This is a genomic window from Hydrogenophaga sp. PML113 (assembly GCF_001777155.1).
In the GTDB taxonomy this organism is placed as follows: Bacteria; Pseudomonadota; Gammaproteobacteria; order Burkholderiales; family Burkholderiaceae_C; genus Hydrogenophaga; species Hydrogenophaga borbori.
The window spans coordinates 464,871-490,553 of record NZ_MIYM01000001.1; the positions used below are offsets into that span (position 1 = coordinate 464,871).

Sequence of the window (25,683 nt, forward strand, 5' to 3'; positions counted from 1 at the left end):
GAGGCCCGATGCGCGGTGTGATCGTCCGTTGCTGTGCCGCGTTGCTGGCCTGGTGCTGCCTGGCGGGACCCGCCCTGGCGTTGAGCGCGGCCGACGCGCTCGCGGTGGCGCGGGGCGACACGGACGAGCGCATCGCCGCCATCCACCGCCTCGCCGGTTCGGCCGACGGGCGCGCCGCGGCCTTGCTGCGTGCGCTCGCCACCGAGTCGCTGAAGTTCAGCGAGACCCAGGTCTTCATCGTCGAGGGCGAGCGCGCCCTCGACGCCCTCAGCGGCCAGCCCGCGGCGCTGCCCGATGCGGCCGAGGACGCGATGCTCAACAACCGGTTGCGCGGCGCGCTGGACACCGCCTTGGCCGGCATCGAGCTGTTCACCGCCGGTCCCGAGCGCCAGCGCGAGGCCGCGCGCAGCCTGCAGCGCAACGCCTTCAACGATCCCGACCCCGAAGGCCTGCCCCTGATTGAGAAAGCCCTGGCCACCGAGCTGGACGCGGGGGCGCGCCAGTCGCTGGAACTCGCGCAGGCGGCCCTGCAGCTGGCGAGCGAGGACCAGGCCCTTCGCCTGGCCGCCGCCACCAAGCTGGGCGAGGCGCGCCAGGCCATCGTGCGGCCCTTGATCGAGGAGCGGCTGAAGCACGAGGCCAGCGCCGACGTGAAGGCCGCGCTGACACGCTCGCTGGCGGCCATCGACCGCCGCCTGGCCCTGGCCAGCGGCCTGGGCCAGGCCTTCACCGGCATCAGCCTGGGCAGCATCCTGTTGCTCGCGGCGCTGGGCCTGGCCATCACCTACGGGCTCATGGGCGTGATCAACATGGCCCATGGCGAGCTCATCATGATCGGCGCCTACGCCACCTGGCTGGTGCAGGGCCTGTTCCGCCAGTACTGGCCCGAGGCGTTCGACTACTACCTGCTGCTGGCGCTGCCGGCGGCCTTCGCCGCCTCGGCCGCGGTGGGCGCGGTGATGGAGCGCACGGTGATCCGCTTCCTGTATGGCCGGCCGCTGGAAACCCTGCTCGCCACCTGGGGCCTGTCGCTGGTGCTGATGCAGCTGGTGCGCAGCCTGTTCGGCGCGCAGAACGTGGCGGTGGAAAACCCGAGCTGGATGAGTGGCGGCCTCACCGTGCTGGGCAGCCTGAGCCTGCCGTGGAACCGGCTCATCATTCTGGCCTTCGCGGCGGCGGTGCTGATCGGCGTGTCGCTGCTCATCGCGCGCACGCGGCTGGGCCTGTTCGTGCGCGGCGTGACCCAGAACCGGCCCATCGCCGCTTGCATGGGCGTGAACACCGCACGCATCGACACCTGGGCCTTCGCGCTGGGCTCGGGCATCGCGGGCCTGGCGGGCTGCGCGCTCTCGCAGATCGGCAACGTCGGCCCCGACCTCGGCCAGGCCTACATCGTCGACTCCTTCATGGTGGTGGTGCTGGGCGGCGTCGGCCAGCTGGCGGGCACCGTCTACGCGGCGCTGGGCCTGGGCCTGCTCAACAAGTTCATCGAAGGCTGGGCCGGCGCGGTGCTCGCCAAGATCGCGGTGCTGGTCTTCATCATCGTGTTCATCCAGAAACGCCCGCAAGGCATCTTCGCCCTCAAGGGAAGGAGCGTGGAAGCATGAGCCGGATGCCATCGCCCGCCACCGTGGTGCTGCCCGCGCGCGCGCCGCTGCTCACGCGCGCCGGCTGGAGCGCCTTCCTGGCCGCGCTGCTGGCCGTGTGCGCGCTGGCGCCGGTGCTCAACCTGCTGCTGCCCGCGGGCCACCCGCTGCACCTGAGCGACTACATGGTGAGCCTGGTCGGCAAGATCATGTGCTACGCCATCTGTGCGCTGGCCATGGACCTCATTTGGGGCTACAGCGGCATCCTCTCGCTGGGCCATGGGCTGTTCTTCGCGCTGGGTGGCTACATGATGGGCATGTACCTCATGCGCCAGATCGGCCGCGACGGCCAGTACCAGAGCGAGCTGCCGGACTTCATGGTCTTCCTGGACTGGAAGGAGCTGCCCTGGCACTGGGCGCTGTCGGACAGCTTCCTCGCCACGCTCGCGCTCATCGTGCTGGTGCCGGGCGGCGTGGCCTTCGTGTTCGGCTACTTCGCTTTCCGCTCGCGCATCAAGGGCGTGTACTTCTCCATCATCACGCAGGCCCTGACTTACGCCGCGCTGCTGCTGTTCTTCCGCAACGAGACCGGCTTCGGCGGCAACAACGGCTTCACCGACTTCAAGCGCATCCTGGGTGTTCCCATCGCCACGCCGTCCACGCGCATGGTGCTGTTCGTGCTCACGGGCCTCACGCTGCTGGGCTGCTTCCTGCTGGCGCGCTGGCTGGTGCGCAGCCCATACGGCCGCGTGCTGCAGGCCATCCGCGACGCCGAGAGCCGCACCATGTTCTGCGGCTACGACCCGCTGCCCTACAAGCTGAGCGTCTGGACGTTGTCGGCCGTGATGTGCGGCATCGCCGGCGCCCTGTATGTGCCGCAGGTGGGCATCATCAACCCGAGCGAGATGACGCCGGCCAACAGCATCGAGATCGCCGTCTGGGCGGCCGTGGGCGGGCGCGGCACGCTGATCGGGCCCATCGCCGGCGCCTTCCTGGTCAACGGCGCGAAGAGCTGGCTGACCGTGACCTTCCCCGAGTTCTGGCTCTACGTGCTGGGCGGCCTGTTCATCGCGGTGACGCTGTTCCTGCCGCAGGGCGTGGTGGGCCTGGTGAAGAAGCTGCGCCGGGGAGGTTCGGCATGACGCCCGACCTGATGCAGGCCGGCGCCGAGCGCCTGCAGCGCTTCGCGGGCGTCCTGCCCTCGGGCAACACCGCCTCGGGCGGCCGCGCGGCGGGCTTCGCGCGCCCCCTGGTGCCGGGCGAGGTGGACGTCACGCACGGCCGCATCCTGTACCTGGAGGACGTGCACGTCGCCTTCGACGGCTTCAAGGCCATCAACGGCCTGTCGCTGGACATCGCGCCCGGCGAGCTGCGCTGCATCATCGGCCCCAACGGCGCGGGCAAGACCACGATGATGGACATCATCACCGGCAAGACGCGGCCGGACCGGGGGACCGTGTTCTTCGGCTCCACCATCGACCTGCTGCGCCACCGCGAGGCCGAGATCGCCACGCTGGGCATCGGCCGCAAGTTCCAGAAGCCCACGGTGTTCGAGCGGCTCAGCGTCTACGAGAACCTGGAACTCGCGCTGGCGACCCACAAGCGCGTCTGGCCGTCCCTGCGCTTCCAGCCCAATGGCGAACAGCGCGACCGCCTGGCCGAGGTGCTGACGACCATCCACCTGGTCGAACACGTGGTGCGCCCCGCCGGAGAGCTGAGCCACGGCCAGAAGCAGTGGCTGGAGATCGGCATGCTGCTGATGCAGGACCCCAAGCTGCTGCTGCTCGACGAACCCGTGGCCGGCATGACCGACGAAGAGACCGAGCGCACCGCGCAGCTCTTCCTCTCGCTCAAGGGCCGGCACTCGCTGATGGTGGTGGAGCACGACATGGCCTTCGTGCGCGCCATCGCCGCCACGGTGACGGTGCTGTGCGACGGGGCCGTGCTCGCCCAAGGCACCCTCGACGAGGTGCAGGCCGACGAGCGCGTGATCGAGGTCTACCTGGGCCGCTGAAGGACTCCCCATGCTCGACGCAAGAGACATTCACCAGGCCTACGGCGGCAGCCACATCCTGCGCGGCGTGAACCTGCAGGCCCGCGCGGGCGAGGTGACGGTGGTGCTGGGCCGCAATGGCGTGGGCAAGACCACGCTGCTCAAGTGCCTGATGGGTCTGGTGCCCACCAAGAGCGGCGAAGTGGTGTTCGACGGCCAATCGGTGCGCGCCGCGCCGCCCTATGTGCGGGCGCGATTGGGCATGGGCTACGTGCCGCAGGGGCGTGAGATATTCGCGCGCCTGACCGTTCAGGAGAACCTGCAGATGGGCCTGGCCACGCGCCCCCTGGGCACGCCAGTGCCGCCGCAGCTGTTCGAGCTGTTCCCCGTGCTCCAACAGATGCTGGGCCGCCGCGGTGGCGACCTCTCGGGCGGCCAGCAGCAGCAGCTGGCCATCGCGCGCGCCCTGGCGAGCCGGCCCAAACTGCTGATCCTGGACGAGCCCACCGAGGGCATACAGCCCAACATCATCAAGGACATCGGCCGCGTGATCCGCCAGCTCGCCACGCGGGGCCTGGACGGCGAACCCATGGCCATCGTGCTGGTGGAGCAGTACTACGACTTCGCCGAGGCCCTGGCCGACCGCTACCTGGTGATGGAGCGTGGCGAGGTCATCGCCAGCGGGCCAGGCGGTGAGATGGCGCAGAAGGGCGTGCGGCAGCTGGTGGCCATCTGAGGCCGCGGCCTCCGCCCGGGGTCAGGGCCTGGTCCGGTGGTTCGGCCAGGTCCTGGCCAACCGCGCCGCCGACGGGGTCTCTGCGCACAGCCCCTGGGCGCCGGCGCACCATGGCATGCCTGGGTGGGCGCGGCGCGCGGCGCGTTCACCCGGACGTGCCTGCAGGAACGCCGCTTGCCGCGCGCATTGCCCATCAACTGTGTGAGGGCCCTGCCATGACGCACAAGCACCCACCCCCCGACCAGGCGCTGGCCGAGCACCCGAAGGACTACTCGGACCCCGAACTCAAGGAATACACCGACGAGTTCGCCCAGGACATCCTCGACGAGGTGACGCCCATCATGCCGCTGGTGCTGCCGCTGATGGCGGCGCTGCAGATGTTCATGCTGGCCTTCATCGCGGTGGTGATGGCCTGAGCCGGACGTGGGCGTGCGCCGCCGACGCCCGGCGCGCGCTCAGTCCGCGGTGATCTTGCGTTCCTTGATGACGGCGCCGAAGCGCTTGGAGTCGTCCATGCCGCGCTTGCCGAACTCGGCCGGCGACAGCGGCAGGGCCTCGCCGCCAAGGCTGATCATCTTCTCGCGCACGGCGGGCGTGGCCAGGATCTTGTTGATCTCGGTGTTCAGCCGCGCGATGACGGCCGGGGGCGTGCCGGCCGGCGCGTAGAAGCCGAACACCGTGTCGGCGTCGAAGCCCTTGAGGCCGGCCTCGTCCAGCGTGGGCACGTTGGGGAACAGCGGCGAGCGCTTGCTGCTGCCCACGGCCAGCAGCTTCAGGCGGCCGCTTTTGGCGTGCTGCAAGCCGATGCCCGGGTCGAAGGTGTAGTCGATCTGGTTGCCCAGCAGGTCGTTGAGCGCGGGCGCCGCGCCGCGGTAAGGCACGTGCACGGCGAACAGGCCGGCCTGGCTCTTGAACATCTCGCCGGCCAGGTGGGGCGAGCTGCCGTTGCCCGGCGAGCCGTAGCTGAGCTTGCCCGGGCGCGCCTTCACGTAGGCGATGAATTCCTGAATGTTGTTCACTTCCAGCCCGTTGCGCGCCATCAGGTAGACGGCGATGCGCGCGGCCGAGGCCACGGGCACCAGGTCCTTCGCGGGGTCGAAGGCCATCCTGGCGTAGAGGTGCGGGTTCACCGAGACCATGCCGCCCGAGGACAGCAGCAGGGTGTAGCCGTCGGCCGGCGACTTGGCCACGGCGTCGCCCGCCACGTTGCCGTTGGCGCCGGCGCGGTTCTCCACCACCACGGTCTGGCCCAGGGCGTCGGCCAGGGGGGTGGAGACCAGGCGCGCGATCTGGTCGGCCGCGCCGCCGGGCGCGAAACCCACGATCACCTTGACCGGCTTGTCGGGCCAAGCCTGCGCGAGCGCGGCGGGGGCGGCCAGCAGCGTGGCGGCGGCCAGGGCGGTGGCGGTGAGCAGGGATTTCATGCGGGTCTCCTGGATGTGTGTGTTGTGGATGGGAACGGAACTCAGTGGGCCTGCTTCTTCAGGCGCGGGTTGTGGTGCCAGCGGATGGGCTGGGCCTTGAGCGGGCGCGCGGGCGCGCCATGCTGCACCAGGGTGCGGTCGAGCGCGGTGCCGGCCTCGTCGGCCAGCGCGGCCTCGCGGGCCTGGGCCACGGCTTCCGCGGCGCCGGCCCTGGTGGCGTCGGACAGGTGGTCCACGATGTGCAGCAGGTTGTCCTTGCCGCGCTCGTTGGTGCTGCCGTAGCCCTTGATGAGCCGGCCGCATTTCGCCAGCTCCAGCCCCAGGCGCGCATCGGCGCGCGCGCCGGCTTCCACGGCCGCCAGCCAGCGGTCCATGAGCGCCTGTTCGGTGGCGAAGCGGCTGCCCAGGGGGCGCAGGCGCTTGGTGGCGGCCAGCGCGCGCAGCGCGAGCAGGCCCAGCACGCCGTGGCTGGACACCTTGAGCGGCAGCGCCCAGGGCGCCTGGCCGCGTTGCACGCGACGCTGGTCCCAGGCCAGCACGCGGCGCGCGAGGGACTCGGGCAGCATGGCGGCGAACTCGGGGGCGCCGGGCTTGAAGTGGTCGTAGACCCGCAGCAGGTCGCCGCTGCCGGCCTTGACCTCGCGGCGCACGCGCTCGGCGCGGCTGGCGCGCGCCTTGAGCTCGGCCACGCGAACGATGTCGTCGAAGGCCATCCACAGCGCGAGCCAGCGCGCGGCCTCGCGCGTGGCGGCGAAGCCCTGCGCGCCGGCCGGATCGCCCGCGCGCTCGGCGGCGAGCACGCGCTGCAGGCGCTCGAGGTAGCGCTGGCCGTAGGCGGCGTTCTGGTACTCAACGGCGCGCGCGTGGCCCAGGGCCAGGATGTCGTGCAGCGCAGTGGGGAAGGGCGCCAGCAGGGCGGTGGGCGTGGTGGTGGGCACCGGCGCTTCGGCGTCGTCGTTCATCACCTGCTCGACCCAGCGCGCCTGCTCGCGCTGCGCGCTCACCGCGTCGAAGGCGAGGGCGAAGCCGCGCAGGCTGGCCTTGGCGTGGCCGCCGGCACCGCCCACCACGGCCTCGTAGTCGGCGCGCGTGAAGGGCAGCAGGCCGCTGGCGGCGATGGCGCCCAGCATCACCGCGCTGACCACGGTGCCGGCCTCGCGCGTGAGCGCGGCCATGTCCAGCACGTGGTGCGCGCGGCTGTGCTCGCGCACCAGCGCCAGCAGCGGGGCCTCGTCGCGGCGGCCGTCGCCCATCACCATCTTCTCGGCGGTGGTGAAGGCGCGCGAGGACGAGGTGATGACCAGCGTGTGCTCGCCCGACGCCAGGCCGTTGCCGATCTGGCGGCCGGTTTCCAGCAGCTCGGAGGAGACCAGCGCGTCGAGCCGGCCGGGCAGCGGGTTCAGGCCGAACACCGGGCGGCGGCCGCGCAGCTCGGCCAGCGGCGTGGGAAAGACCTCGAGGTAATAGGTGGTGGCGCCGGTGCGCTGGGCCACGCCGGGGATGCTGGTGGCCTGGGCCGCGTAGCCGGCGTGGCGCGCGGTGTCCACCAGCCAGTCGGTCAGCGTGCCGCCGCCTTCGCCGCCGAGGGCGCAGAGCAAAAGGGAAATGGGTTGGGCGGAAGACATGTCGGTATCAGGCGGCTTGCAACAGGCGGACGAAGGGCGCGCGAACGGCATCGAGCAGGCGCTCGTGCCACTTCGGGTTCTGCACCACCTCGGCGCGGTAGAAGGAGGGGCACAGCGTGGCCGCGTGCGCGTTGGCGCCGCACAGGCCGCAGCCCACGCAGCCGTCGATGACGGTGGCCACGGGGTCGACCTTCAGCGGATCGGGGTTGTCCTTGAGCGTGAGCGTGGGGCAGCCCGAGAGGCGGATGCAGGCGTGGTCGCCGTTGCAGACGTCCTCGTCCACGCCGTACTTCACGCGCACCACGCGCTGGCCCTTCTTCAGCAGGCCGGCGATCCAGGGCTTGATGCGGCGCTGGCGTTCCAGCTGGCATTCGCCCTCGGCCACGATGACCTTGAGGCCCTGGAAGTCGGTGGTGAAGGCCTCGGTGAGCGTGGCGCGCACGGTGTCCACCTCGTAGGTGTGAACGGTGCGCATCCATTGCACGCCCAGGCCCTTGAGCGTGCTCTCGATGGTCTGGTTCACGTGGGCCAGGCTCTGCGCCTTGTTGGGTGCGGCGGCCTTGGCCTCGTCGTCGGGCGTGGAGATGATGTCCTGCGTGCCGGTGGCCGAGGTGTAGCCGTTCTTGAAGATCAGCAGCACCGCGTCGTCGCCGTTGAAGAGCGCGCTCTGCACGCCGGTGAGCAGGCCGTTGTGCCAGAAGCCGCCGTCGCCCATTACCGACAGCACGCGCCGGCGCATCAGTGGCGAGACGCCGGCGCGGCTGGCCAGGCTCATGCCGTAGCCCAGGATGGAGTGGCCGAAGGAGAAGGGCTCGAAGGTGGCGAGCGCGTGGCAGCCGATGTCGCCCGCGATGTGCACCGGACCCACGTCCTGCTGGGCGAGCTTGAGGGCCGAGAACACCGGCCGCTCGGGGCAGCCGATGCACATGCCCGGCGGTCGCGCGGGCAGGGCCCCGCCCACGGCCTTGGCCACGTCGGCGCGGCGCTGCGCGTTGCCTTGCAGCCAGGCGCGGGCCGAGCCCAGCGCGGCGGCGTCGCTGGCCAGGTACTTCTCGACGAAACCCGCGAGGCCCTGGGACATCACCTCGGCCGTGTATTCACCGGCGCTGGGCAGCAGGTCCTTGCCGTGCAGCGGCGTGGGAATGCCGGCGCGGCGCAGCAGCGTGGCCAGTTCCTGCTCGATGTACTCGGGCTGGCCTTCCTCGATCATCAGCACGGCGCGCTTGCCCTCGCAGAAGCGCTCCAGCTGCTCGGGCACCAGTGGGCTGGTGACGTTGAGCACCAGCATGGGGATCTTCGACTCGCCGAAGGCGTCGGCCAGGCCGAACTGCTGCAGCGAGCGGATGAGGGTGTTGTAGAGCCCGCCCTGCACGATGAGGCCGAGGTCCTTGTGCTCGCCCTCGAACAGCTCGTTCAGGCCGTTGTCGGCGATGTAGCGGCGCGCGGCGGGGATGCGCTGCTCGCCCTTGAGCTTCTCGTGGCGGAAGGTCACGGGCGGGTGGGCCAGGCGCATGTAGTCGAAGCCCGCGGGCTCCTGGATCAGCTGGCGGGTGGAGATGGCGGGCGCGAGGTTGTCCTTGGTCTCGAAGCTGCCGCGCACGTGGCAGGCGCGGATGCGCAGCTCCATGATGGCCGGCATGTTCGAGGCCTCCGACAGGCGAAAGCCGTGCTCGACCATGTGCACCATGCGCGCCAGGTCGGGCCGGGGGTCGAGCAGCAGCATGCCGCTCTTGAGCGCGTAGGCGTGGGTGCGTTCCTGGATCACGCTGGCGCCCTCGCCGTAGTCCTCGCCGACGACGATCAGCACGCCGCCGGTGACACCGGGCGAGGCCAGGTTGGACAGCGCGTCGGCCGCCACGTTGGTGCCGACGATGGACTTCCAGGTGACCGCGCCGCGCACGGGGTAGTGGATGGACGCGCCCAGCATGGCCGCGGCCGAGGCCTCGTTGGAGCAGGCCTCCACGTGCACGCCCAGGGTGTCGAGGTAGGGCTTGGCCTGCACCATGACGTCGAGCAGGTGCGAAACCGGTGCGCCCTGGTAGCCGCCCACGTAGGACACGCCGGACTGCAGCAGGCCCTTGGTGATGGCGAGGATGCCTTCGCCGTGAAATGTCTGGCCCGCGCCGAGCTGGAGGGATTGGATCTCCTCGCCAAATGAAACTTCCAAGGCCTGTGTCTCCGTGGGTTTGTCGTGTCGAACACGCGAGTATGGGCGCTCGGTCGGCATCGATCCATACAATGAGCCTACTAACTGACATTAGATTCATGCATGTCAAAGACCTCGACCTGAACCTGCTTCGGCTGTTTGCCGAGGTGTACCGCGCGGGCAGCGTGAGCCGGGCGGCCGAGCGCCTGGGGCTGACGCAGCCGGCGGTGAGCCATGGCCTCACGCGGCTGCGCTTGCTGGTGAAGGACCCGCTGTTCATGCGCGCCCCCGGCGGGGTGCGGCCCACGCCGCGCGCCGTGGCCTTGGCCGAAGCGGTGCAGGACGCGCTGGACGCTTTGGAAGGCGCGCTCGGGCGCACCAGCGTGTTCGACCCCTCCACCTCGCGCCACCTCTTCCGTGTGCACATGAGCGACATCGGCGAGGGGCGCTTCCTGCCCGAACTGATGGCCTGGCTGCACGCGCAGGCGCCGGGCGTGCGCGTGGCCACGCAGCCGGTGCCGCACGCGGCGCTGGCCGAGTCGCTGGACGCGGGCGCGATCGATTTCGCGTTTGGCTTCCTGCCACAGGTCCGCGAGACGCGCCGCGTGGAACTGCTGCACGACCGCTACGTGGTGCTGATGCGCGCCGGGCACCCCATGGTGGCCTCGCTGCGCAAGCTGCGCGGCGTGGCGCAGCTGCGCGCGCTGCAGCAGCTGGACTTCGTGGCCGTGCGCGCGCACGCGGACACGCTGCGCATCCTGCAGCGCGCCGGCCTGCAGGAGCGCCTGCGCCTGACCACGGAGCACTTCATGGTGCTGCCCTCCATCGTGCAAGCCACCAACCTGTGCGGCGTGATGCCGCGCAACATCGCGCGCGGCTTCGTTCAGGCTGGCGGCTGCACGGTGCTGGAGCCACCCTTCGAGGGCGCCGATTTCACGGTCTCGCTGCACTGGAGCCACCGCTTCGAGGCCGACCCGGCGCACCGGTGGTTCCGCGAGGTCGCGGTCCAGCTGTTCGCCGAGTGCTGAGGGCCCAGCCCTTGCCGGGCGCCGCGGCCTCAGGCCGGCCGCGCGTCGAGCAGCCCGGCGCGCTCGGGTTCCCGGTAACCCGTCGACAGCGCCACGCCACCCGGCGTCACGCCGGCGTGGTCGCCCAGGCGCAGCGGGCGGGCGCGGTAGCTCTGGCGCATGGCGTCCACGCGCTGCTGCAGGGCTTCTCGCGTGGCGATGCGCTCGGCGTGCCGCTGCAGCACCTGGTGGGCCGATTCGATGAGCTTGGCGTTGCGCGTGCGCTCGGCGTCGGCCAGCAGCTGTTCCACCGTACCGGCGGGGTCGCCCTTGAGGCTCAGTCGCATGGCCTGTTCGGACAGGTGCAGCACGCGCGCGTGTCCCTGGCGCAAGGTCTCGGCCCAGGCCTCGTGGCCCTTGGCGGCGCAGGCCAGCAGCTCGCTCATGGCGCGGCTGGTGCCAAAGCGCAGGGCGATGGCGCCGATGGCCGCGTCGGCCCCGGCCGGCGCCGTGCCGCGCTGGGCCAGGCGAACCATCAGCGTGATCAGGTTGCAGGCGCTCTCGGTGTCGAAGCCGGGCGCGAGCACCTCGCCCATGAGCCGGACCGTGGTGTCCAGCGCGGCCGCGCCCAGCTTGTTGTGCAGGTTGTTGATGGCGGCCGCCACCTCGTGCAGGCGGCGCGGGCGTTCGGGCTCGAAGCTGCGCTCGGCGGTGCGCGCCAGCTGGTCCACGCAGCGCTGCAGGCCGCGCGTGTCGTTGTTGTCGAAGCGCGCCAGCGCCAGCAGCACCAGGGCCTGGGGGTCGAAGAGCTTGGAGTCCACGCCCAGGCGCGCCGCGCGGTCCAGCAGGGCCACGCCTTCGCCGCGGTCGCCGCCATAAAAGGCCAGCATGCCGTGCTTGAGCAGCCGGCTCACCGAGTGCGGCGTGAGCCGCGTGGCCATGGCATAGGTGCCCAGGGCCTGGTCGAACTGGCCCAGCTCGAACTGGGCGCGGCCCATGACGTCGTAGGCGTCGGCGTAGGCGTCGTCGTCCACCAGCAGGCTTTCGATGGTGCTGACGGCCTTGGCCGGCACGCCCGATTCGAGCTGCGCGCGCGCCACGCCCAGGCGGGCCCAGGGCAGGGTCTTGGCCTCGATCACGGCCTCGTACAGGCGCTGCGCCTCGCCGATGTGTCCGGCGCGCAGCAGCAGCTCGGCGCCGATGCGCGCGGCGTACAGCCAGTAGGCTTGCCGGGCTTCGAAGCGCGCCAGGCACAGCGCGGTGGCGTGGTCGAAGTCCTGCGCGTCGATGGCCGTGAAGATGGCGTGCAGCACCTGCTTGCGCTGGCGCGCGAGCTGGATGCGCTCGCCCAGGCTGGCGGCGGTGTGCGGCTTGAGCAGGTAGGCGTCGAGCGCCGACTCGGCCGCTTCGGCCACCTTGCTGTAGGTGGCCTCGGCGGTGAGCATCACGAACACCGTGTGGAAGGGCAGGATCTGGTGGCGGCGCAGGTCGTCCAGCAGTTCCTGCCCGGAGTAGCTTTCCTTGTCGAAGCGCTGTTCGCAGACCACCACGTCGTAGCGCTGCGCCTCCAGGCGGCGGCGCGCGTCGTGCACGCGCGCGCACTGCGCCACGTTGCCCACGCCCAGGTCCCGCAGCTGCGAAACGATGATCGCGCGCGATTGGGCGTTGCCCTCGATGACGAGGGCCGATGCGGTGTGCAGGGGGTTGTCGGTGACGTGCATGAAACGGCCCGGCCCGCAGGGGGCCGTTTGGGGATTCTGCGGGCTGGGCGCCGGGACCGGTGCGGGAAAAAGCGCGGTGCGAGCGGCGCAGATTCGTCGATCGGCGGTCTCAGAGCAAGGCGCGCAGCGTGGACAGGGCGCCCGCGAAGGTGGTGGTGTGCACCGCGGGGTCGGTCTCAAGGCCATGGTTCCGTCGCACGTCGTCGATGCGCGCGCGCAGGGCATTGCGCAGCTGGTCTTCGAAAGCCTGCCTCTTTTGGTTGTTGCGTGACTTGAGATGCCGCATGAACGAGGCGGTGGCCATGTACAGCTGGTCGACCTGATCGGGCGACGCGATCGCGTGGACGGCGGCGCTCAGGGCGTTGATGAACACTTGACCGGAGTTGAGGCCTTTCGGCGAGCGCTCAAAGACCTCTTGCGCGTATTGAAGGCGCGTGGAGAAGCCGGTCCCGGTTTCCGGCGTCGCCGCGGTGGCAGGGGTGTTCACGGCAGGGGGCCGATCGGCGCTGAAGGTCGCGGCAGAGGGCTCGGCGTGCGCGACCACGGCCAGCGTTGTCGCTTCCTGTGCGCCAAAGGCCTGCCGCACCGATCGACAGACCCTGTCCTGCCCCGGCGCCGGCAGGCGGCGCAGCGCCACCAGGAGCGCCTCGACCAGGGCCTGGGCATCGGGGGCGCGCTGCGTGCAGGTGAGCGCCAGCTGCACTTGTTTGTCCAGGGCGTCCGATGGCGGCGGCGTGTCCAGGTAGGGGGGCGGGACCACCTCCTCGTCCATGGCCTGCTTCAGTGGGTTCCAGGCATCGGCAGACGGGCCCCAGGTATTGAGCAAAGCCGGGGCCTGGGGCGCCACCAGCAGAAGGCGCAGGACATTCAACACCAGCACGTCGTCGTCCAGGGGGCCGAGATCGGTGGCCAGGTTGGGAATGCCCAAGGCCCAGCGCAGCTTTTGCAGGAACATGCGGCGGTCGAAGTCCCCCGGATGGGTCTCCTTCCGACGGTAGTTCGTCACGACCTTCACCTTGAGCAGCTCGGCGGGCGAGGCGACGTGGGGCAGCAGTGTCAGGGCCGCGTCGAGCAGCTGTCTGGCCGCCTCGGTCCGCGACGGGAGATGGCTGTCCTGCAGACCGGGCTCGGGTGCCTCCACGGGGGCGCTCGCCATGGCGCTGTCGTATGCCGATTTCAGCCTCGCCATTTCGGCGTCGATGCCCATGAACGGCACCGTGTGGCGGCAGGGCTGGCACAACAGCTTCAGTGCCAGCGGGACACACAGCCCCTGCATGTTCTGGAGCAGGTAGCCATCTTCTGCCCGCGTGTGCGACACCACCTCGGACAGCGCGGTCTGCACAAGCAGGCGCAAGCTGTGTTCCAGCGTCGCGGCCACCAGGCATTCCGTCAAGGCGTTGTCGGGAGGCAGCCAGCTCAGCCCCTCGAGAAACGCCAGCAGTTGCTTCAGGTTCGCCGACTGCTCCTTCATGGCCGGCAGCCACTGTGTCAAGGCATTCAGCAAACCCGGGGGCACGTGGGTGTTCCAGCGCTGCCCCGCGTCGGTCGCCAACCAGTCGCGGTAGGGCTGCAGCAGCCGCTCGATGGCGCCGGCCCAGTTCAAGGTCCAGCGATCGCCCTGGCCACCGGCCAGCAGGTCGAGCGAGAGGGTGCTGCTGTAGCGGGCATCGATGCGAACCTGGTCCGGCCCGAGGAGCTGCTGGCGTTCGGCGTGCGCATTCAACCGCTGCTCGAACGCGCCGATGTTGGGCATGCCCGCGAACCCGTCCAGGGCGCCAACGCACAGGTTCATGTGGGCCTGTGTCTGAATCCGAGGCACCAGCGACAGCAGGTTGGCCAGCAGCAGGCTTTCGCCGTTGGGGTCGTTGGGGTGCTGGCAAAAGGCGGTGGTGAAGCGGTGCAGCGAGCTGGCGATGCCGTCGTCGGGGGTGGGCGGCTCCTGGTCCGGCCCCGCCTGCGCGCCAGGGACTGCCCGCTGGGTGTCGTCGGGCGCTGCATGCCGGATCGTCGGGTGCTGCGGTGCCGAGCCTGAGCTGAGGGGGCTTGGCGTCAAGAGGTGGCGCGTGGCGACCACGTGGGGGGGAATGCTTTGGCTGCGCATGAGCGGGAGGGCGGACTGGCGTGCTGGTGAGTGATGCCGCCTGGCCGGCGGTTCCTGTCGCCCGCCACGCCATCGCCGGCCCGCCGCGGCGTTGCAGCCGTGTCCCGAGGGAGCCGGTCTCAGACCCGCCAGATGCGGGGGGCGGTGCCGCTCAGCGCCCAGGCTTGTTCGCGCAGCGCTGCCCAGGCGCGCTGCAAGACCGCCATGAGCGGTTCGACCTGCGGCCCGAGTGCACGCACCAGGAGCAGGCGCGGGTCGGGGCAGGTGGCGCCGGTCCGCACCTCGGGTGACGCGCCGGCCAGGGCCAGGCGCACGCTGTCGAGCAGTGCTTCTCGCCGTGCACTGGGCCAGGGCTCGCCGCTCGCCAGCCACAACGTGCCCAGGGCGCGCTGCCCGGCCAGGCCCAGGGGGCTGTCGAGCAGGCGGGTGTCGCTCGCGTCGATGCGCGCGCGCTCCAGCCACACGCCGGGCCACTGCAACTCCTGCAGCAGGCTGCCCTGGCTGAAGGCCTGGCCGGCGGCGGGCAGGCCCAAGGCGCAGACGTCCCAGCCCAGGCACTCGCCGCCCGGGGCGATCTCCAGGGTGAGCGCGTTGCGCGCCCGGCATTGGGGGTAGGCGATGGCTTCCAGCGGCAGCCATTCGAGGCGCGCGCCCTCGTCCACGCGCAGCTGCACGCGCTGCGCGGCCTCGGGCCCGTCGCTGCGGTAGAAGCGCGTGGCGCCAGGCGTGCTGATGAGCGCGTGCGCCCCGGCCTCGGCGTGCGCGCGGATGTCCAGGGTGTCGCCGCCGACCAGGCCGCCCGGCGGGTGAACGATCACGTTGTGGCAGACGCCCTCGCCCTCGGGGTGGAGGCTTTTGAGGATGCGCAGCGGTCCGTCGTGCCGGTGCCGCAGCGTGGTGCGCGGACCGTCGCGGCGGTAGCTCAGGTCGAGGGTGGCGTGCCAGGGCATGCGGCGAGTGTAGGGGCGGGTGCCGGGCCGCCGCCGGTGGTTCAGTCGATCGAATGCCAGTGCCGCAGTCGCTGGCGATCCGCCTCGGGAATGTCGGTGTTCTGGAGGTAGTGGTTGAGCAAGCTCCGGCTTCGGTCGGTCAGCGTTGGGACTTGGAGCAGCTTGGCGTTGTCGGGCCCGCCCACGCGGTAGAACGCATCGATCAGCAGACGCTCGGGGAAGCGCTCGAAGAGGAAGGTGCCCCGAAAGGGGTGGTTGCCCTGCACGCCCTTGGCGGCTTCGGTCAGCAGTTGTTTGACACCGTCGAGCAGGTAGGGGCGCAGCTCGGGTTCCGTCCAGTGCCTCGCCGCCCAGGCCCATTGCGCGACGAAGAAAGGGCCGCAAGGCGGGTGCTGGTTCACGAGCGCCTTCAGGCAAGCCTCTTTTTCCTCCAACGAGGCCTCTCCCAGGGTGCGCGGGTCGCGCGGCAGAAAGTCGGCGACGAAGGGGTCTTGTTCCAGCGCCTGGCGTTGGCCGGGCGGCGGCGACAGACCTGTGTCATGGGTGTCGGCATGGTCCTGCAGCGCGGCCTCGAGGTCGCTGAGCAGCCGCCGCTGTTCGCCCAGCGAAAGCCCTTCCCTGTGCTCCAGGGCGAGCGCGCCGAGGCCCTTCAGGTACTCGGCGTCTTGCGTGAGGCCCTGCTGGTGCGCGATGGCCAGTGCGGTGATCGGCAGCCGTTCCAGGCAGGCACCCTGCGTGGGGTCGATCTGGCGGTGTTCGGCCAGTTGCCGGGCGGGGCCCAGCAGCCCTTTCAGGGTGTCGAGAAAATGCGGAGGATCCGACGCGGCGTCCAGCAGCACCTGTTCGGCGCGCTGGCCGATGTGGCTCAGGTCGCCCACGGGCTGGAACAGGGGCGGCAAGGTCTCGGTGGGGGGCAGGCAGACCGGCTGGGAACCGCGCACGGGCTGGTCGCCCATGCCTGGGTGGTGATGGCCCCACACCAGCGGCGGGGCGTCGCGCAGCGCGCTGTCCAAAGGCGCCCGCGTGGCTGGAAGGGCCGTGTTCCAGGGGGCGATGCGGGCGAGGGGGTGTGGCACGCGCACGGACGCCAGCGTCCATTGGCTGTGGGATGAGAACAAGGGGTTGACGAGATGGCTTGAGCGCTTCATGGCAACGGGGCATTGCGGTGGTTGGCCTGCCCGTGCGGCAGGCTTCCGCGCTCTGTGGTCGCCGCGGCGGGAGCCGGTTCCCACGCGGCTCCTGGCGGTCAAGGTTTCCAGATCGCTCTTCAGCCGCCCTGTGAGCCCCGGTGCGCCCAGCCCGTGGTGTGCTTCTCGATGAAGCTGAACAGCTCGTACATGGCCATGGCCATCACGCCCACCACCAGCAGGCCGCTGAAGGCCAGGCCCATCTGCATGGACGAGCCGGCGGAGATCAGCAGGTAGCCGATGCCTTCGTTCGAGGCGGTCATCTCCGACACCGTGGTGCCCACGAAGGCGAGGGTGATGGCGACCTTGAGCGAGCCGAAGAAATAGGGCATGGAGCGCGGCAGGCCCACCTTGGTGAGCACGTCCCAGCGCTTGGCGCCCAGCACGCGCAGCACGTCCTCCAACTCGGGCTCCAGCGTGGCCAGGCCGGTGGCGATGTTGACCATGATGGGGAAGAAGCTGATGAGGAAGGCCGTGAGGATGGCCGGGCCCACGCCGATGCCGAACCACACCACCAGGATGGGCACGAAGGCCGCCTTGGGCAGGGCGTTGAAGGCGGTCATCAGCGGATAGACCGCCGCGTAGGCCAGGCGCGAGCTGCCGATGAGAAAGCCCAGCAGCACGCCCACCACGATGGCGAGGCCGAAGCCGGCCATGGTGACCCAGAAGGTGCGCCAGGCGTGGCCCATGATGGTGGCCTTGTGCTCCAGCGTCTGTTCCCAGATGCGCGAGGGGCTGGGGAAGATGAACTCGGACACGCCGAAGCCGACGGTGATGAGTTCCCAGACCACCACGATCGCGATCAGCAGCAGCAGCGGCGAGAAGCGCTCGAGGTTCTTTCGTTGTTGGCTGGTCATGGCGCGCTCATTGGTTGATGACGGCGCCGGCCTTGCGCATGGCGCCGATGTGGCCGCGCAGCTCGTGCACGACGTCGGTGAAGTCCTTGGTGTAGGTGACTTCGAGCTCGCGCGTGCGCGGAATCTGAATCTCGCGCTTGACGACGAATCGGCCCGGGCTCTTGCTCATGCAATACACCGTGTCGGCGAGAAAGACCGATTCGCGCAGGTCGTGCGTGACCAGGATGACGTTGAAGCGCTGCGCTTCCCACAGGTCGCGCAGGGTGCACCACAGCTCCTCGCGGGTGAAGGCGTCGAGCGCGCCGAAGGGCTCGTCGAGCAGCAGCATCTTGGGTTCGTGGATGAGCGCGCGGCAGATGCTGGCGCGTTGCTGCATGCCACCCGACAGCTCCCAGGGAAACTTCTGGCCCATGCCGCCCAGGCCCACGCTCTCCAGCAGCTTGAGCGCGCGCTCCTCGAACTCCTTGCGGCGGTCCTTGAACTGGTGGCGGTAGGGCTCGACGATTTCCAGCGGCAGCAGCACGTTGTCCAGCGTGGTGCGCCAGGGCAGCAGCGAAGGCGCCTGGAAGGCCATGCCCGAGATCTTCAGCGGGCCGGTCACGGGCTGGCCGTCGATGCGGATCTGGCCCATGCTGGGCATCTTCAGGCCCGTGGTGAGCTTCATGAAGGTGGATTTGCCGCAACCCGAAGGACCGACGATGGCGATGAACTCGCCGCGCTGGACCTTCAGGTTGATGTCCTCGACGGCGAAGACCTTGCGGGCCAGCAGGTCCTCGTTGTAGGCGAGCCAGACCTGGTCGAAATCGACGAAGGCGGCGTCGTTGGGCGGGGCGTTGGTCGACATGGGCTTCTTTCGTGAGAAGGGCCAGCCACCCGCTGGGGAGGCTGGCCCCGGTCCGCGCGGGCTTTACTTCTTGGCGGGCGGCAGGATGTCGAGTTCGGCCTTGCTGGGCAGCATGCTGCCGTTCCAGACCTTGGACGGGTCGACGCGGGTCTTGGTGGCGTAGGCGTCCGACACCTCCGAGGCCATCAGGGCCAGGCGGCCCGGCACGACCTGGCCGAAGCCTTCCCGGCGCGCGTCGGGGCTGGCCACCACGGCGTCGATGGCGAGCTGTAGACGGCGCGTTTCCAGGGGCACGTTGATGATGCCGTCGCGCGCCTTGACGGTCTCGATGGTGGCGGCCGGATTGGCCATCACTTCCTTGGCGCCCTTGGCGAAGGCCGAGAGGAAGGCCTTCACTGCGCCGGGGTTCTCGGCGATCAGCTTGGGCGTGGCCACGATCACGTTGCCGTAGAGCTTCACGCCGTGTTCGGCGAAGGGCAGGATCACCACGTCTTCCGTCTTGACGCCGCGCGCTTCCAGGTTGAGCAGCGAGGTGAACGAGAAGCCGGTGATGGCCTCGATGTCGCCGCGCACCAGCATGGTCTCGCGCAGCGGTGGGTCCATGGAGGTCCAGCTCACGCTGTTGATGTGGTTGGCCTTCTGGAAGATGGGAAAGCCCTTGCGGCCGGCGTCGAACACGGGCGCGCCGAGCTTGCGGCCTTCCAGGTCTTTGGGCTTGGTGATGCCGCTTTTCTTGAGCGCGAGCACCGCGGCCGGCGTGTTGTTGTAGACCATCATCACCGCGACCGGCTTGTTGGGCGCGTCGGGGTTGTTGGCATGGAACTCCATCAGGGCGGCCATGTCGGCGAAGCCCATGTCGTAGGTGCCCGAGGCCACGCGGGTGACGGCGCCGCTGGAGCCGTTGCCGGAGTCGATGGTCACGTCCAGCCCGGCCTGCTTGTAGTAGCCCTTGGCGGCGGACTGCAGGAACAGGGCGGCGGGGCCTTCGAAGCGCCAGTCGAGCTGGAACTTGATAGGGGTTTGCGCGTGCGCGGCGCCCGCGAAGCTGGCGGCCAGCGCCAGGGCGGCGGTGGTCTGGAGGAAGCGGCGTTTGTTCATGGTTTCTCCAAGGCTGGCGAGTCGTCGTTGGGGATAGGCGCCGCTGGCGGGGGCCGGCGGGCCATGCGGAACGGATAGCAACATCGGTGCCAGTGCGCGGCCGCTGGCGGCGGGGTGGCCGTGGCCTTTTTTGCACACGAAATCTGTATACACATTCTCCGTGCGGGGTCGGGTCGGGGTTATCCAGACATACCCTGAAATGGCATGCCCCACGGCGGTGTGGGCACCGCCGTGGGGCGCATTGTTACCCCGATGTGGTGCGCCGCACCCCCGGGCTGGTCCCGGGGGGCGCCGCACTCAGGCCTGGGCCGCCGCCAGTGCCGTCATGTTGAGCACGCGGCGCACGGTGGCCGCGGGCGTGAGGATGTGCACCGCGCCCTTGACACCCATGAGCACCGGGCCCACCGTGACGCCGCCGCTGGTGGTGGTCTTCATCACGTTGTAGAGGATGTTGGCCGCGTCCAGGTTCGGGCACACCAGCAGGTTGGCCGAGCCGGTGAGGCTGCTCTCGGCCAGGTAGGCGCTGCGGATCTCGGGCTGCAGCGCGGCGTCGCCGTGCAGCTCGCCGTCGCACTCGATGCCGGGGTGGCTGGCCACGAAGAGGTCGCGGGCGCGCGCCATCTTGCGCGCCGAGGCGCGCTTGCTGGAGCCGTAGCTGGAGTGCGACAGGAAGGCCACGCGCGGCTGGTGGCCGAAGCGCTGGACCGCGTGCGCGGCCATGGCGGCGATCTCGGCCAGCTCCTCGGCGCTCGGGTCCTCGTTGACGTAGGTGTCGGCGATGAACACCGGGCCGCGGTCGGTCATGAGGGCGTTGACCGCGGCGTACAGCTTGGCGCCTTCGCGGCGGCCCAGGATGCTGTCGATGCGCTCCAGGTGCGTCATGTAGCTGCCCACCAGACCGCAGATGAGGGCGTCGGCGTCGCCGAGCGAGATCATGAGCGAGCCGATGATGGTGTTGGAGCGGCGCACCGCGGCCTTGGCGACCTCGGGCGTGGCGCCCTGGCGGCCCATCAGCTGGTGGTAGTGCTCCCAGTACTGGCGAAAGCGCGGGTCGTCCTCGGGGTTGACGTTTTCCACGTCCACGCCGAGGCGCATGCGCAGACCGGCCTTGGCGATGCGCGCCTCGATCACGGCCGGCCGGCCGATGAGGATGGGGTGGGCCAGGCCGTCGTCGATGGCCATCTGCGCGGCGCGCAGGGCGCGCTCGTCCTCGCCGTCGGCGTAGGCCACGCGCTGCTTCTTGGGCTGGGCCTTGGCGGCGTTGAACACCGGCTGCATGAGGATGCCGGTCTGGTAGACGAAACGCCCGAGCTGCTGGCGGTAGGCGTCCATGTCGGCGATGGGCCGCGTGGCCACGCCGGAGTCGGCCGCGGCCTGCGCCACGGCGGGCGCGATGCGCAGGATCAGGCGCGAGTCGAAGGGCTTGGGGATCAGGTAATCGGGGCCGAAGCTCAGCTCCTGGCCGGCGTAGGCGTTGGCCACTTCCTCGCTGGTCTCGCTCTTCACCAGGTCGGCGATCTGGCGCACGCAGGCCAGCTTCATCTCTTCCGTGATGCGGGTGGCGCCGCAGTCGAGCGCGCCGCGGAAGATGTAGGGGAAGCACAGGACGTTGTTGACCTGGTTCGGGTAGTCGCTGCGGCCGGTGGCGATGATGCAGTCGGGCCGCACGGCCTTGGCCAGCTCGGGGCGGATCTCGGGCTCGGGGTTGGCCAGGGCCAGGATGATGGGCTTGGCGGCCATGGTCTTGACCATCTCGGCCGTCATCACGCCGGGGGCCGAGCAGCCCAGGAACACGTCGGCGCCGTTCACCGCGTCGGCCAGGGTGCGCTTGTCGGTGGCCTGCGCATAGCGCTGCTTGGACTCGTCCATGCCGCCGGGGCGGCCCTGGTACAGCACGCCCTTGGAGTCGCAGACGTAGATGCGATCGCGCGAGACGCCCAGTCCCACCATCACGTCCAGGCAGGCGATGGCGGCGGCGCCCGCGCCCGAGACGGCCACCGTGACGTCGCCGATGGCCTTGCCCACCAGCTCCAGGCCGTTGATCAGCGCGGCCGCGCTGATGATGGCGGTGCCGTGCTGGTCGTCGTGGAAGACCGGGATGTTGAGGCGCTCGCGCAGCTTCTTCTCGACGTAGAAGCACTCGGGCGCCTTGATGTCCTCGAGGTTGATGCCGCCCAGCGTGGGCTCCAGCGCGGCGATGATGTCCACCAGCTTGTCCGGGTCGCGCTCGGCGAGTTCGATGTCGAAGACGTCGATGCCGGCGAACTTCTTGAACAGGCAGCCCTTGCCCTCCATCACGGGCTTGCCGGCCAGCGGGCCGATGTCGCCCAGGCCCAGCACGGCCGTGCCGTTGGTGATCACGCCCACCAGGTTGCCGCGGCTGGTGTAGTCGGCGGCCTTGTTCGGGTCGGCCTGGATCTCCAGGCAGGGATAGGCCACGCCGGGCGAGTAGGCCAGGGACAGGTCGCGCTGGTTGGACAGCGGCTTGGTCGGGGTGACGGCGATCTTGCCCCGGCGGGGCGCGCGGTGGTACTCAAGCGCGGCGTCGCGCAAGGCCTGTTCGGCGGGGGTCATGCTTGTCTCCTCAATGGACCGGTTGCGAGCGCGGATTGTCGCAGGAGGACACGATGGGTTCGGCCGGGTCCGGGCATGACCTCGCGCTGAAGTCTCCCAGGGCAAGGCGTGACCCGCGTCACGGAGGGCAACGGACCGGCGGGTCCATGGTGCATCTGCACTATTCGGCGGCGCGCCCCCGCTCAATAGGCTTGGGTGGTCCTAGCCCATCGAGACCCATGCCCATGTCCATGAAGCCTTCCCACGCGCTGCGCGCGAACCTTTTGCTGGCGTTGCCCTTGTGGTGCGGCCAGGCCCTGGCGTTCCCGGCACTGAAGGACGAGCCCTTGCAACCGCTGATGGCGGCGGCAAGCGCCGAATACCAGCGGTACATGGCCCATCCGGTCGCGCTGGCCGCGCCCAAGGACGCGCTGGCCTGGCCTTGTGCCGTGTCCCCGGCCGAACTGGATGTGTTCGCGAACACCGTCGACTCGGACAACGACCCGGTCGCGAAAGCGGAACTGGTGAACGACGCGCGTTCCGGCGGCATGCCGCCCAGCAGGATCGTGTATGCCAACAAGGTGGTCACGCCGGTGCGCGCCCAATGCGAAGGGGGCAAGCTGTCGGGCCCCGTCGAGTTCTGGGTCGAATACGACCAAACCGTCGGCAGCAGCCAGATCACGCTGAAGTACCACAACCTCATCCGCGTGCGGGCCCAGGCCCTGCAGGGCCGGCCGGACGGCGCGGTGCTGGTGACGGGGACCACCTTGTCGCAGCAGACGGAGTACGCCGACCGGGCGACCGCGGACATGATGGCGGCGCAGCCCAAGCCCAAGATATCCACCGTGTTCTTCATGGCCTTCACGGTGGCCGGGCCGGCGCCCAAAACCTCGGTGGCCATCGCCCGCACCACCGTCGATGGCGCGCTCAGCCTGACCACCCGCACGCGCTTCTCACGCCCGGACGGGCAGGTGGTCGAGGACGGCTATGGGGCGTTTGGCGGCCCCGGGCACCACGACTCCCGCACGCTGCGGCGAAACGGCAAGCTTCACGGGCCCCAGCAGACCTTCGCCGGCATGATGGGGCAGTTCCCCATTGCGGCCTCGACGGTGTGCTGGCAGGAGGGGGAAAAGGTCCTGACCAACACCTGCCCGGCGGACTGAGCATGCGCCCATTGATCCACCTGTTGTTGGCGAGCCTGGTCGCGGGCTGCGCCAGCCGGAGCTACACCGAAGCGGAATTCAAGCGCCCGGCCCACGCCGAGTGCATCGCAGGGGACTGCCGCAACGGCATCGGGACCCTGCGCTACCTCGATGGCACCGAGATCACCGGGGCGCGCGCCCATGGCGAACAGATGGCCGGCACGTACCAGATCCGCTGGCCCTGCCAGCCGGACAGGACGCACGCCCTGACCTACGACGCGCAGAAGCGCCCGGTGTCGGGCACGATCATCCGCACCTGCATGAAGGACTCGCTGGCCATGAGCCAGGCGCCGCGCGTGGCCTCGTTCTCCGGGACCTTCTTCGCCGTGAGCAATCCCTTCACCCGGGAAACCGTGTCCTCGTACAAGAGCGGCACCTACACCGACACGCGCGGCATCCTCTGGGAAGGCGAGTTCGACTACATCCCCATCCGCGATTCGGTGGAGCTGCCCGGCTACGGCAAGACCTTTCTGCGCTCGGGCGCCTTCGTCTTCGTTGGCGCCAGGATCGACACCGAGCTGGACGAAGTGGTCCGCGGGCTGTTCATCAGCGAGCCGACCCGGCCCGAAGCGGACATCCGGCTGATCCGCGCCCGCCCGGACTACCTGGAAAGCCTGCGCTCCACCTTCGTGGCGGACCGCGCCGCCAATGCGGCAGAACTGGCCGAGGAGCAGCGCGCCAGCCGGGAGGCCTTCAACACCATCCTGAACGTCGCGGCCGGCGCCGCCATCATTTATGGCAGCGCGCGCGCCATGGCCGCGGCCGACCGCGCGACGCTCGACTCGATGACGGGCCTGATCCGCGGCGAGCGCTCGCCCATGGCGCCCGGTGCGCGTCCGCCCGCGGCGGCGGCCGCAGGCCGCGCCCCCACGCCGATCTCCGTGGCCGAGTTCCGCCGGCTGCAGGGGAGCGCGGACAACGCCGCCGCGCCGGGCCGGCCGACCAGCGCCCCGTCGCGGCCGGCCGCGACGCCACAGGCCACGGCAACAGGGAACGCCGCCGCCCGCGCGCCCAGCCCCGGGAACGCCCAGGCGCCCGCGCCAAACGCCGGCGGCGGCCAGCGTAGCTACCCGGGCTTGCCCAAGGTGCGGACCGACCAGTGGGACAGCCAGGTCACGGGCAAGAAGAACGCCGACGCTTGGTGCACCAAGTGGACCAAGTCCATCCGCGACGGGTTCATCGGCAGCAAGAACGACTTCATCGGCATGGGTCCGTGTGGCTGCGAACTGGCGAAGAACTCGGTGTCCAACACCATGCCGGGTGTCTTCGTGGCGGAGTACTTCTGCAAGTTCGATTACACGTGGCGCCAGAACGTCCCGGACACCACCAGCCGCTAGGGGCCGGTCGGCGGCGGGCCTGCCAGCGCCCGGCCGCCCCGCGTGGTCCCGTCAGCGAGCGAAGCCCTCAGGCCCGCAGCAAGTCGTGCAGCGTGCGCGCGACGACTTTGGTGGCGCGTCGCAGGTCGTCCAGGCGCACGTGTTCGTCGGCGCGCTTGGCGTTGGACTCGCGCACGGTGCGCGGGCCGGCGCCGTAGATGACGCCGGGGATGCCGCGCTCGACGTAGAGGCGCACGTCGGTGTAGAGCGGCGTGCCGACGGCGGGGATGGGTTCGCCGAAAACCTGCTCGCCGTGGGTCTGCAGGGCCTTCACCAGGGCGGCGTTGCCCGCCAGGGGCTTCATGGCGCGCGCCAGCAGCATGCGCTTGATCTCGACCCGCAGCGCCTTGCCGCCGCGCGGCGGGTCGAAGCTGGCCGCCGCTTGCGCGATGGTCTCGCGCAGCGCGGCTTCCACCTGCGCGGGATCTTCCTCGGGGATCATGCGGCGGTCGAGCTTGAGCACCACCTTGCCCGGGATGACGTTGGTGTTGGTGCCGCCGCTGATGAGGCCGACGTTGAGGTAAGGGTGGCTGATGCCTTCGACGTTGGAGCGCACCTGCAGGTAGTCGCGGTTGAGCGCGTACAGGGCGTTCAGGATGTGGGTGGCGCCCTGCAGCGCGTCGGTGCCGCTGTCGGGGATGGCGGCGTGCGCCATCTCGCCCTGCACCGTCACCTCGAGCTGCAGGCAGCCGTTGTGCGCCACCACCACCTGGTAGCTGAAGCCGGCGGCGATCATCAGGTCGGGCTTGGTCAGGCCTTTGGCGAGCAGCCAGCCAGGACCCAGTTCACCGCCGAATTCTTCGTCGTAGGTGAAGTGCAGCTCCACGCCGCCCTTGAGTGGCGCGCCGAGCGATTCGAGCGCGCGCAGCGCGAAGGTGAAGCTGGAGAAGTCGCTCTTGCTCACGGCGGTGGCGCGGCCGTACATCGCGCCGTCGACGATCTCGCCGCCGTAGGGGTCGTGGGTCCAGCCCTCGCCGGGGGGCACCACGTCGCCGTGCGCGTTCAGCGCGATGGTGGGACCGCCTTCGCCGAAGCGGCGGCGCACGATGAGGTTGGTGATGCTCTGCAGGCCGGCGGCCTTCACCTCGGCCTCGGGCACGGTGTGCTTCTCGGCGGCATAGCCCATGGGGGCGAGCAGTTCGGCGGTGCGCTCGGCGTGCGGCGCGTTGTTGCCGGGCGGCGAGTCGGTGGGCACGCGCACGAGTTCGCGCAGGAAGGCGAGCTGCTCGTCGAAGTGGGCGTCGATCCAGGCGTCGAGTTGGGTGTGGGCGGTCATG

Annotated in this window: 20 protein-coding genes; 8 read left to right on the plus strand and 12 right to left on the minus strand. The window is 70.2% G+C overall.

Going from position 1 to position 25,683, the window contains the following annotated elements; translation table 11 throughout:
* The first annotated feature begins 8 nt into the window (after positions 1-8).
* From urtB to BHU06_RS02155, 5 genes are all read left to right on the plus strand, one after another.
* The gene (gene urtB / locus BHU06_RS02135) at positions 9-1,607 is read left to right on the plus strand and encodes an urea ABC transporter permease subunit UrtB (protein ID WP_070397480.1); all 1,599 of its coding nucleotides are present in this window, start codon (positions 9-11) and stop codon (positions 1,605-1,607) included.
* Complete coding sequence (gene urtC, locus BHU06_RS02140) at positions 1,604-2,728, plus strand: urea ABC transporter permease subunit UrtC (RefSeq protein WP_175442780.1); 1,125 nt, start codon at positions 1,604-1,606, stop codon at positions 2,726-2,728. The genes urtB and urtC overlap by 4 nt, the downstream gene beginning before the upstream one ends.
* The gene (urtD, locus tag BHU06_RS02145; protein WP_070397481.1) at positions 2,725-3,600 is read left to right on the plus strand and encodes an urea ABC transporter ATP-binding protein UrtD; all 876 of its coding nucleotides are present in this window, start codon (positions 2,725-2,727) and stop codon (positions 3,598-3,600) included. The genes urtC and urtD overlap by 4 nt, the downstream gene beginning before the upstream one ends.
* Before the next feature lie 10 nt (positions 3,601-3,610).
* On the plus strand, positions 3,611-4,315 hold the full coding sequence (urtE, locus tag BHU06_RS02150) for an urea ABC transporter ATP-binding subunit UrtE (protein WP_070397482.1): 705 nt from the start codon (positions 3,611-3,613) through the stop codon (positions 4,313-4,315).
* Between the two features lie 215 nt (positions 4,316-4,530).
* Entirely contained in the window at positions 4,531-4,731 is a 201-nt protein-coding gene (locus tag BHU06_RS02155) for a hypothetical protein (protein WP_070397483.1), read from the plus strand.
* Positions 4,732-4,770: 39 nt separating this feature from the next.
* On the opposite strand, the gene BHU06_RS02160 is transcribed toward BHU06_RS02155, so the two are convergent.
* Genes BHU06_RS02160 through BHU06_RS02170 form a run of 3 tightly spaced genes read right to left on the minus strand, consistent with a single transcriptional unit; the run spans position 4,771 to position 9,531 of the window.
* Positions 4,771-5,739, minus strand: coding sequence for a tripartite tricarboxylate transporter substrate binding protein (locus BHU06_RS02160; protein WP_070397484.1), 969 nt, complete (start codon positions 5,737-5,739; stop codon positions 4,771-4,773).
* Positions 5,740-5,780: 41 nt separating this feature from the next.
* Positions 5,781-7,364, minus strand: a complete 1,584-nt coding sequence (locus tag BHU06_RS02165; RefSeq protein WP_070397485.1) for an indolepyruvate oxidoreductase subunit beta family protein — start codon at positions 7,362-7,364, stop codon at positions 5,781-5,783.
* A gap of 7 nt (positions 7,365-7,371) precedes the next feature.
* The gene (locus BHU06_RS02170) at positions 7,372-9,531 is read right to left on the minus strand and encodes an indolepyruvate ferredoxin oxidoreductase subunit alpha (RefSeq protein WP_070397486.1); all 2,160 of its coding nucleotides are present in this window, start codon (positions 9,529-9,531) and stop codon (positions 7,372-7,374) included.
* 98 nt (positions 9,532-9,629) lie between these two features.
* Here BHU06_RS02170 and BHU06_RS02175 point away from each other — a divergent pair, with 98 nt between their 5' ends.
* Positions 9,630-10,538 (plus strand): LysR family transcriptional regulator, encoded by a 909-nt coding sequence (locus tag BHU06_RS02175; protein ID WP_070397487.1) that lies wholly within the window; start codon positions 9,630-9,632, stop codon positions 10,536-10,538.
* Between the two features lie 29 nt (positions 10,539-10,567).
* Here the strand turns inward: BHU06_RS02175 and BHU06_RS02180 are convergent, their stop codons facing one another.
* From BHU06_RS02180 to BHU06_RS02215, 8 genes are all read right to left on the minus strand, one after another.
* A complete protein-coding gene (locus BHU06_RS02180) occupies positions 10,568-12,238 on the minus strand; it encodes a response regulator (protein ID WP_070397488.1) in 1,671 nt (556 codons plus the stop codon).
* Between the two features lie 109 nt (positions 12,239-12,347).
* Complete coding sequence (locus BHU06_RS02185) at positions 12,348-14,339, minus strand: hypothetical protein (RefSeq protein ID WP_070397489.1); 1,992 nt, start codon at positions 14,337-14,339, stop codon at positions 12,348-12,350.
* Positions 14,340-14,458: 119 nt separating this feature from the next.
* On the minus strand, positions 14,459-15,289 hold the full coding sequence (locus BHU06_RS02190) for an urease accessory protein UreD (protein WP_070397490.1): 831 nt from the start codon (positions 15,287-15,289) through the stop codon (positions 14,459-14,461).
* Positions 15,290-15,330: 41 nt separating this feature from the next.
* Complete coding sequence (locus tag BHU06_RS02195) at positions 15,331-16,437, minus strand: hypothetical protein (RefSeq protein WP_139146921.1); 1,107 nt, start codon at positions 16,435-16,437, stop codon at positions 15,331-15,333.
* Between the two features lie 119 nt (positions 16,438-16,556).
* Complete coding sequence (locus tag BHU06_RS02200) at positions 16,557-17,333, minus strand: ABC transporter permease (RefSeq protein ID WP_070397492.1); 777 nt, start codon at positions 17,331-17,333, stop codon at positions 16,557-16,559.
* 7 nt (positions 17,334-17,340) lie between these two features.
* Entirely contained in the window at positions 17,341-18,177 is an 837-nt protein-coding gene (locus tag BHU06_RS02205; RefSeq protein WP_070397493.1) for an ABC transporter ATP-binding protein, read from the minus strand.
* Between the two features lie 63 nt (positions 18,178-18,240).
* A complete protein-coding gene (locus tag BHU06_RS02210) occupies positions 18,241-19,275 on the minus strand; it encodes an ABC transporter substrate-binding protein (protein ID WP_070397494.1) in 1,035 nt (344 codons plus the stop codon).
* Positions 19,276-19,572: 297 nt separating this feature from the next.
* Positions 19,573-21,849: an NADP-dependent malic enzyme gene (locus BHU06_RS02215; protein ID WP_070397495.1), complete on the minus strand. Its 2,277-nt coding sequence runs from the start codon at positions 21,847-21,849 to the stop codon at positions 19,573-19,575.
* 224 nt (positions 21,850-22,073) lie between these two features.
* Here BHU06_RS02215 and BHU06_RS02220 point away from each other — a divergent pair, with 224 nt between their 5' ends.
* Together BHU06_RS02220 and BHU06_RS02225 are read left to right on the plus strand one after the other, a co-directional pair.
* Positions 22,074-22,991, plus strand: a complete 918-nt coding sequence (locus BHU06_RS02220) for a hypothetical protein (RefSeq protein ID WP_175442781.1) — start codon at positions 22,074-22,076, stop codon at positions 22,989-22,991.
* 2 nt (positions 22,992-22,993) lie between these two features.
* Positions 22,994-24,367 (plus strand): hypothetical protein, encoded by a 1,374-nt coding sequence (locus tag BHU06_RS02225; protein ID WP_139146923.1) that lies wholly within the window; start codon positions 22,994-22,996, stop codon positions 24,365-24,367.
* Between the two features lie 67 nt (positions 24,368-24,434).
* Here the strand turns inward: BHU06_RS02225 and BHU06_RS02230 are convergent, their stop codons facing one another.
* Positions 24,435-25,682: a M20/M25/M40 family metallo-hydrolase gene (locus BHU06_RS02230; protein ID WP_070397498.1), complete on the minus strand. Its 1,248-nt coding sequence runs from the start codon at positions 25,680-25,682 to the stop codon at positions 24,435-24,437.
* Between the last annotated feature and the right edge of the window lies 1 nt (position 25,683).

Coding starts and splice junctions, on each gene's coding strand:
- urtB (WP_070397480.1), top strand. CDS start 9: ATGCGCGGTGTGATCGTCCGTTGCTGTGCCGCGTTGCTGGCCTGGTGC.
- urtC (WP_175442780.1), top strand. CDS start 1,604: ATGAGCCGGATGCCATCGCCCGCCACCGTGGTGCTGCCCGCGCGCGCG.
- urtD (WP_070397481.1), top strand. CDS start 2,725: ATGACGCCCGACCTGATGCAGGCCGGCGCCGAGCGCCTGCAGCGCTTC.
- urtE (WP_070397482.1), top strand. CDS start 3,611: ATGCTCGACGCAAGAGACATTCACCAGGCCTACGGCGGCAGCCACATC.
- BHU06_RS02155 (WP_070397483.1), top strand. CDS start 4,531: ATGACGCACAAGCACCCACCCCCCGACCAGGCGCTGGCCGAGCACCCG.
- BHU06_RS02160 (WP_070397484.1), bottom strand. CDS start 5,739: ATGAAATCCCTGCTCACCGCCACCGCCCTGGCCGCCGCCACGCTGCTG.
- BHU06_RS02165 (WP_070397485.1), bottom strand. CDS start 7,364: ATGTCTTCCGCCCAACCCATTTCCCTTTTGCTCTGCGCCCTCGGCGGC.
- BHU06_RS02175 (WP_070397487.1), top strand. CDS start 9,630: ATGCATGTCAAAGACCTCGACCTGAACCTGCTTCGGCTGTTTGCCGAG.
- BHU06_RS02180 (WP_070397488.1), bottom strand. CDS start 12,238: ATGCACGTCACCGACAACCCCCTGCACACCGCATCGGCCCTCGTCATC.
- BHU06_RS02185 (WP_070397489.1), bottom strand. CDS start 14,339: ATGCGCAGCCAAAGCATTCCCCCCCACGTGGTCGCCACGCGCCACCTC.
- BHU06_RS02190 (WP_070397490.1), bottom strand. CDS start 15,289: ATGCCCTGGCACGCCACCCTCGACCTGAGCTACCGCCGCGACGGTCCG.
- BHU06_RS02195 (WP_139146921.1), bottom strand. CDS start 16,437: ATGAAGCGCTCAAGCCATCTCGTCAACCCCTTGTTCTCATCCCACAGC.
- BHU06_RS02200 (WP_070397492.1), bottom strand. CDS start 17,333: ATGACCAGCCAACAACGAAAGAACCTCGAGCGCTTCTCGCCGCTGCTG.
- BHU06_RS02205 (WP_070397493.1), bottom strand. CDS start 18,177: ATGTCGACCAACGCCCCGCCCAACGACGCCGCCTTCGTCGATTTCGAC.
- BHU06_RS02210 (WP_070397494.1), bottom strand. CDS start 19,275: ATGAACAAACGCCGCTTCCTCCAGACCACCGCCGCCCTGGCGCTGGCC.
- BHU06_RS02215 (WP_070397495.1), bottom strand. CDS start 21,849: ATGACCCCCGCCGAACAGGCCTTGCGCGACGCCGCGCTTGAGTACCAC.
- BHU06_RS02220 (WP_175442781.1), top strand. CDS start 22,074: ATGTCCATGAAGCCTTCCCACGCGCTGCGCGCGAACCTTTTGCTGGCG.
- BHU06_RS02225 (WP_139146923.1), top strand. CDS start 22,994: ATGCGCCCATTGATCCACCTGTTGTTGGCGAGCCTGGTCGCGGGCTGC.
- BHU06_RS02230 (WP_070397498.1), bottom strand. CDS start 25,682: ATGACCGCCCACACCCAACTCGACGCCTGGATCGACGCCCACTTCGAC.